This window comes from Phaeobacter sp. JH20_34 (genome assembly GCF_048056095.1).
In the GTDB taxonomy this organism is placed as follows: domain Bacteria; phylum Pseudomonadota; class Alphaproteobacteria; order Rhodobacterales; family Rhodobacteraceae; genus Phaeobacter; species Phaeobacter bryozoorum.
In genome coordinates this window covers 62142-70023 of sequence record NZ_JAYMWT010000010.1, presented here as the reverse complement: position 1 = coordinate 70023, position 7882 = coordinate 62142, and the positions used below count along the sequence as shown (strand labels likewise).

Genomic DNA, 7882 nt, shown 5'->3' with positions numbered 1-7882 from the left:
CACTCCTCGAGGCCTTGCGCGATATTGGCAAGACCGCGGGTGATCTTGCGCGTCACAAAGGTCTCGCCCCGGCGCGGGCTCTCGTGGTTGAACAGGATGCCATTGCAGGCATAGATGCCATAGGCCTCGCGGTAATTGACCGTGATCCAGTAGGAATAAAGCTTGGCCACCGCATAAGGGCTGCGCGGATAAAACGGCGTGGTCTCGCGCTGCGGGGTTTCCTGCACCAGGCCGTAAAGCTCGGATGTTGAGGCCTGATAGAAGCGGGTCTTTTTCTCCAGCCCCAGGAAACGGATCGCTTCCAGCAGGCGCAGGGTGCCGATGCCATCGACATCTGCGGTATATTCCGGCGCCTCGAAACTGACGGCGACATGAGACTGCGCGCCGAGGTTATAGACCTCATCCGGTTCGATCTCGCTCAGCAGCCGCGTCAGGTTGGAGGTATCGGTGAGATCGCCGTAATGCAGCTTGAAGCGGGCATGATCCACATGCGGATCCTGATAGATGTGATCCACCCGGCTGGTGTTGAACGACGACGCCCGCCGCTTCAGCCCATGCACCTCATAGCCCTTCTCCAGAAGAAACTCCGCAAGGTAGGACCCATCCTGACCCGTCACACCGGTGATGAGGGCTTTTTTCATCTGCTATCCTTAAATCTCATGCGATCAGCCGCGCCCTGGTAACTTGCTGGTATCTTGGCGCGGGGTCGCGTCAGTCTAAAACATGTTGCGACGGAGTGGCAGCCGATTTTCCGCCCGCCTGTCCCCCCGGCATATCCCCCTGTCCGGATCGGCAGGAGGGGGGCGAGAGCCGGGCAGACAGGCTCAGCTCTCGCGGAAGGCGCGGTTGAGATAATCGGTGAAGGGCTGCAACAGATAGGCAAAGGGCGTGCGGCTGTTGGTCTGGATAAAGGTCTCCACCGGCATCCCCGGCACCAGCACATTGCCCTCGGGCAGGCGGGCGGCCTCGCCTTTGTTCAGCCGCACCTCGACCACGTAATAGCTGCGCCCGGTCTGCGGATCGACAAAGGAATCGCCCGATACCGTGCTCACCGTGCCAAACAGCGTCGGCGTGGTGCGCTGGTTGAAGCTGGAGAAATTCAGGCTGACCGGCTGGTTGAGATAGACCTGATCAATGTCCGACGGCGCCACCTGCGCCGAAATCACCAGCGGCTGGCTCTGCGGGATCAGATACATCAGCGGATCCGCCGCCCGGATCACCGATTTGCGGGCAAAGACATTGAGATCATAGACCACCCCCGCCACCGGGGCGCGTACCTCCAGCCGGGACAGCCGCTGCAGGATCACATTGCGTCGTTCGATCAGCTCCAGCTCACGCACCTGCAGGTCGCGCAGGGTGGTGATCGCCTCTTCGCGCCGTGCGCTTTTCTGGTTGAGGATCTCCAGACCCAGTTCGGTCACCTGCCCTTCGGCCTGGGCCTTCTGGGCGGTCAGCGCCCCGGCCTGACCGCGCAGCCGTGACTGTTCGCGCTGCAGCGACAGCACCCGGCTGGACTGTGCCAACCCCTGTGCCAGCAGGCTCTGCTGGTTTTCCAGCTCCTGGCCGATCAGCACCAGCTGTTCCTGCAGCGCCGACTGCTGCGCCTCGATGCCGTCGATCTGGCTCTGGATCTGGCCGATCCGTTCCTGCAGGCGGCTGATGCGGGCGCGCAGATTGACCAGGCGCGCTTCAAACAGGCGTTTCTGACCGTTGATCAGCTCTTCGGTCTGCACATGGGTGCCGCTCAGCTCGAACAGCAGCTCGGCAAAGGTGATTTCCTCGGCCTCGTCGCGTTCGGCACTGTAGCGGCTGCGCCGGGCCAGGGTTTCGGCCAGCTGACCTTCGACGATCTGCCGTTCGGCCAGCAGCTCCGACGGCTCCAGCCGCAGCAACAGCGCGTCCTCCTCGACCAGATCGCCCTCGCTCACCAGCACGTCGTCGACAACGCCGCCATAGGGGTGCTGCACCACCTGCCGGTTCTGCTCCACCTTGATGGAACCGGAGGCAATCACCGCACCGGAGATTTCCGCCGTCGCCGCCCATTGGCCAATGCCGCCTACAAGCAGCCCCAGCGCCAGCAGCCCGGCAATGGTCAGCCCACGGATCGGGTAGGATTTGGATGTATCGCTCATGCTTTTGCCTCTGCCTGTTTCGGAGACGGCTGTTTCTGGACCGGCGTTTCCGGGGCCGAAGTGGCTGCCTCCTGCGGCAGCTGTGCCGCATCGTCTTCTGTGGCCTGTGCTGCGACCTGCACTGTAGCCGGTTTCGGGGCTTGTTTCGGGGCCGGTTTCTGCTGGCCGGCCTGCGGGTTCTGCAGATGCTCACGCAGCACCGCATCCTTGGCCCCAAAGGCCCGCTGCGCCCCGTTGTCGAGGATCAGGATCAGGTCGCAGAGCTGAATCGCCGCCGGGCGATGCGCCATGATGACCACCGCACGGCCGTCCTGTTTGGCATGGGCCACCGCCAGGTTCAGCGCCTGGCTGCCTTCATTGTCGAGGTTGGAGTTCGGCTCATCCAGCACCAGAAGCACCGGATCGCCGTAAAGGGCCCGCGCCAGGCCGATGCGCTGCACCTGCCCACCCGACAGCCGGGTGCTGGCCACCCGCACCGGCGTGTCATAACCCTGCGGCAATTGCAGGATCATGTCGTGGACCGCGGCCTTGCGGGCGGCAGCCACCACCTGATCGGGATCCGGCATCATCGACAGCCGGGCAATGTTTTCGGCAATGGTGCCGTCAAACAGCGTCACCTGCTGCGGCAGATAGCCGATGTAGCTGCCCAGATCATCCATGTCATATTGATTGAGCGCCGCCCCATCGAGGCGGATCTTGCCCGAGACCGGGTGCCAGACGCCGATCAGCGCCCGCGCCAGCGAGGATTTCCCCGCCCCCGAGGCCCCGATCACCCCCAGCGCCTGCCCGGGCTGGATATTGAAATTCAGCCCCTGCAGGACCGGTTTGGCCACCTGCCCCGGCGCCACCGGCGGCACCAGGGCCACGCCCTGTACCTCCAGCTTGGCGGCCGGGCGGGCCAGCTTCATCGGCGCCGGGCGCTCCGGGGTTTCGCTCAGCATCTGCGCCAGCCGCTCCTGCGCCTGCAGGGCGCGCTGCACCAGAGCCCATTGACCGATCAGCGTCTCGATCGGAGCCAGAGCCCGGCCCATGATGATGGAGGAGGCGATCATCACCCCCGGTGTCAGCCCTTCGGTCAGCACCAGATAGGCGCCGGTGCCCAGCATCGCCGATTGCAGCGCCAGCCGGAAGGTGCGGGTGGCGGTGCTGAACCCACCGGTCATATCCGCCGCGCTCAGCTCAGATCCAACCGCCTGGCTGCGCAGCATCCGCCATTTGGCAAAAGCCGCACGGCGCATTCCCAGCCCCTGGATCAGCTCGGCATTGTTGCGCATCCCGTCCGAGACCTGATGCGCCGAGGCGGCCATCATGCTGGCATTCTCGACCGGCGCCTTGGAAATCATCTGATTGGCCAGGGCAAAAGCCACCAGCACGCCACCGCCGATCAGCGCCAGCAGACCCAGAAGCGGATGGAACACCGCGATCAGCCCCAGAAACAGCGGTGTCCAGGGCAGATCGAAAAAGGCCGAAACAATAGGAGAGGAGAGCGCCTTCTGCATCGCCTCCAGATCCCGCAGCCCCACCTTGGCGATGTCGTCATTGAAGCCGGCCGCCGATTTGTCCTGCACCGCATTGAACACCCGGGTTTCCAGCTGGTCATGGAACCGCGCCCCGACCCGTGCCAGGATCCGGCCGCGCACGTAATCCAGAATGCCCATGATCAGGAACAGGAATCCCGCCAGCACCGTCAGCGCCACCAGCGTCTCCAGCGAGCGGCTGCCCAGCACCCGGTCATAGACCTGCATCATATAAAGCGGGCTGGTCAGCATCAGCAGATTGGCAAAGAAGCTGAACAGGCCGATCAGCCAGAAGGCGCCGCGGTTGCCCCTGCGGGCCTTGCGGATCTCAGCCAGCCCCGCCTTATGCGCCGATCCTGATTGCTGTGCCGAGGTGCGTGCCATTGACGTATTGCCTTTGTCTGGGTCACCCGGACGGGCAACCAAAAGTAAGAAGTCCAAGAGACCCGGCCACCCGCAAGAAAGATCTGGGCAGAGCGGGCCGGGATCAGGGGGATATGCCCGGACACGCCCGGATGCACAATGGCTCCTGCCAATGGCGATGGGCGCCCCTGTCCTCCGGGCATCTCTGCACAGGGTCAAAAGCACAGCCGCCGGAGCCTTGTCAAACAGCTCTCCCCGTTCCTCATAGAATAGGCGGCAGGCGCGGCGGCGCGGCATCACTGGCCGCCCGCAGGCAGCCGCCCTGCCACAGGGGGGCGCAAACCGGCCGCCTCCCCGCTGCTCAGATTGACATCCAGCCCCCCCTTCGCTAAGGCCCGACAGCGCATCCGGCACCTGCCGCCCAACGTGGAGCAAGCCCTTATCATGTCACAGGTTTCCTCTCAGACCTCCGGTATCAAGACCGTTGCCGAGACCGCCTTTGAGGCTCGGTTTGCTCCCCGGCTGGTGGCGCCAGAGGCCTATCACGACCCCAATGACGTGATCCTGTTCATGCATATCCCCAAGACCGCGGGCATGTCGGTGGGCAAGGCGCTGCAGGCGGCTTTTGACATTTTTCACCCGGTCTCCTGGGAGAACACCAACCAGTCCTTCCGCAACAAGACGCGCAAGGCGCTCTACCGGCGCAGCGATGAGGCCAACCCCTGCCGTCAGGTGCTGATGGGGCATTTTGCATGGTCCGACGTCATGTACTGGCGCCATCAGGAACTGCCGCTGAAATGCGCCACCATCATCCGCGATCCGCTGGACCGCTTCGTCTCCAACTACCGCTACAACACCTCCGACAAACACCCCCAGCACGAGGCCTTTGCCGCCCGCTACCCGACGCTGGAGGCCTATGCCCAGGCGCTGCCGCTGGACTATCAGCTGTCGCTGATGACCGGCGCCTTCTACTCCTTTGATCACGCGCTGGAGAAGCTGAACCGCTACTACAGCTTTATCGGCGTGACCGAACATCTGGGCGCCAGCCTGCAGCATTTCCGCCGCAGCCACGGTCTTGCGGCCGAACTGGCCGAGCATCGCGAGAACACCGGCAGCAAGGCAAAAGCCGCCGAAGAGATCCCCGATGCGGTGCGCAATATCGTCGGCGAGAAAAGCCGCAACGACGCCCGCCTGCACCAGCTGGTGAGCCGCTGCTACGGCTGATCGGCTTGCAGCGGCCACCCCGGGGCATGTGCCTGCCGCAAACCCCGGCAGTCTGCTGACCGCCCCCCGAACCACCGCCCCCCCCCCCAGCCGGCCCGCCCTCGCGATTCCCCCGGCCTGCCCTGGCCTGCTCCAACAGGGACACAGCCCCGGCAGCGGGCCAGAGATTCTCTGTCCGCGCAGCTGCCCTTGCGTCAGATCTGGCCGGATTTGACCGGTTTTTCCCCGCCCCGGGGCGCTACCACCTTCCTACACCAAAGGGCGTAGTGTGGAAAAAGTGAAACTCTCGACGACTTATGGCGGAGATTGCCCCGAAAAAAGCCGATTAATTTAAATCAAAGCTCTCTTTGCGCGAATAAAATGTGAAAGAAATCGCGCGCGTCATTTAAAACGCCGGGGCGGAATGTTGATAAATGAAAAGCCTGTCCGACCATGGTGGCAAAAAGCACACACCCTGAAGGAGAGGGAATGGCAGGGGTCAGGAATTCCCTACCCTCATAGGATGTATTAACAAAGAGTTAACAAAATGCGCAGGATCTTCGCAAAACGTCAAGTTCTACCGCAAATATAGGGGCCACTCCACAATAGCTCCCGCAGGCCCGCCGCAACGCACCCCCTATGGGGCATAGAGTTTGCAAAAAGACTCCGCCTTTTCAACCCTTAAAATGGGTGACTCCACCAGAAATCCCCGCCGTGCCCTCCCCCCGCGGCGTGGCGGGAAGGGCACGATTTCGACATCTCCGCAATTCCTGACCCCTCTGGCGCAAGTTTCCTTGACAACAGACCCCCATCCAGAGAGACAGAGAGCGGTAAAACCTTTGCGGGCATAAGGCAGGCGCGTTTGTTCGCAGAAATCGACGAGCATTACTACGGAGTAGAAAATGGCTGACATTAAGATTCTCAACGCTGATGAGCTGATCGGCACCACAGGGGATGACACCATCACCCTGAACGAAGCTTTTGACCCAACCGGTGTGACATCTGTTGCGGGCAATGGTGGTACTGACGCACTGGTCCTGGCGAACGAAGCCGGCAACGGCATCTTGGATTTCGACGGCACAGGTGAACTCACCTACAATGACACCACCAAGACGTGGACCCTCGACACAAACGGCGGCACAGCTGGCGCCCTGACAGCAACCAACATTGGGTCCGTTCAGTTTGGTAACGGCGATGTTCTGGAAGCTGGTGTTGATTCTTCCGGCGTCGTTGGTAAATCTGCGGCCTCCGGTGCCTCTGCAACCGATCTCGGCACGACAAATGTTGTCAGCTATGCTTGGAACGATAACGCGTCTGCAGGCAACTTCACACTGACCACTGACAATACGTTTGCTGCAACATCGATCGTCAGCATCGGCGACAATGTTATTGCAGATACGGGTGCAAACTTCACCGATGCAAATGGTGCGTTCCAAACCAGCGGCGCAACTGTCAGCTTCATCGCGGATAGCAACGCCATCGCCGGTGCGGGCAATGTTGGCGATACCGTATCGTTTGAATATGACGTTGTTCTGCAAAATGCCGCAGGCGATCAAACGACTGTGAAAATGACCTTCACCGCAGCTGTTCCCTTCACTGCGGGCGACGACACCTTTGTCGGTGCAGACGGTACTGCCTATACAGGTCTCAACGCGAAAGATGGTCTGGCAGGCAATGACAACATCACCGGCGCAGATATGGGCGACTCCCTGACAGGTGGCGAAGGCAACGACGTGCTGAACGGCCTTGGCGGCGCTGACAATCTGTTTGGCGGTCGTGGCGACGACACCCTGCTGGGTGGTGACGGTGGCGACACTCTGGACGAAACAAGCGATATCAACGACGCAGCCAACGGCATCGTTGCAGGCAACAACGTTCTGTCTGGCGAAGCGGGCAACGACGACATCGACGGTGGTGCCGGCAACGACATCCTGCGCGGCGGCGGCGATGATGACAACCTGAACGGTGGTGAAGGCAACGACACCATCTTCGGCGGCAACGGCGACGACAGCAATGAGAACGGCAATTCTGGCGCCCTGATCGGCGGTGACGGCGCTGATGTCATCAGCGGCGGTGCGGGCGACGACCTGCTGCACGGTAATGATGGTTCGGGCACCAATGGTGACGCCACCGACGCCGACACCCTGAAAGGTGGCGACGGTAACGACACTCTGCTGGGTGACGGCGGCAACGACGAACTGCGCGGTGGTGCGGGCGACGACTCCCTCGAAGGTGGCGACGGTCGTGACACCCTGTTCATGAGCCTCGGCGACGGTAAGGACGTGATGGCTGGCGGCAACGGTGCAGACACATTTGTGCTGAAAGCCAACGCTGGCAACACTGAAATCACCGACTATGACGCTGCTGAGGACATCCTGGCCTTCGCAGCTTCCGAAGGTTTCGACAGCCTGGCAGACGTGATGGCCGTAGCTTACCAGACCGGTACTGGTACATCCGCAGAGGTCTTCATCCAGATCGACGATGACACCACCGTGACGCTGAGCGCGACAGGCGGTGTGACGCTGGCCTCGCTGGCTGGCGCAGAGTTCGACTTCGACTTCGCCTAATTGGCGCTGTCACATGTCTTCGGAAAGGCCCCGCTTTGCGGGGCCTTTTCTTTTGCGCAGATCCGGGTTGAGCTCTGACCTGATCTCCCATGACCGGCCC

General features: G+C 62.0%; 5 protein-coding genes. 2 read left to right on the top strand and 3 right to left on the bottom strand.

From position 1 onward, the window contains the following. From VWZ81_RS09415 to VWZ81_RS09405, 3 genes are all read right to left on the bottom strand, one after another. The coding region (locus VWZ81_RS09415) for a GDP-mannose 4,6-dehydratase (protein WP_416542498.1) at positions 1-641 on the bottom strand (641 nt) is incomplete at its 3' end. A gap of 183 nt (positions 642-824) precedes the next feature. After that, positions 825-2132, bottom strand: coding sequence for an HlyD family type I secretion periplasmic adaptor subunit (locus tag VWZ81_RS09410; protein ID WP_416541062.1), 1308 nt, complete (start codon positions 2130-2132; stop codon positions 825-827). Continuing rightward, positions 2129-4033, bottom strand: coding sequence for a type I secretion system permease/ATPase (locus VWZ81_RS09405; RefSeq protein ID WP_340547852.1), 1905 nt, complete (start codon positions 4031-4033; stop codon positions 2129-2131). Before VWZ81_RS09405 ends, VWZ81_RS09410 begins: the two co-directional genes overlap by 4 nt. A gap of 423 nt (positions 4034-4456) precedes the next feature. On the opposite strand from VWZ81_RS09405, the gene VWZ81_RS09400 reads away from it, so the two are divergent. Then, positions 4457-5236, top strand: a complete 780-nt coding sequence (locus VWZ81_RS09400; RefSeq protein ID WP_416542497.1) for a sulfotransferase family 2 domain-containing protein — start codon at positions 4457-4459, stop codon at positions 5234-5236. 881 nt (positions 5237-6117) lie between these two features. Beyond that, positions 6118-7782, top strand: a complete 1665-nt coding sequence (locus VWZ81_RS09395; protein WP_416542579.1) for a calcium-binding protein — start codon at positions 6118-6120, stop codon at positions 7780-7782. Positions 7783-7882 lie beyond the last annotated feature (100 nt).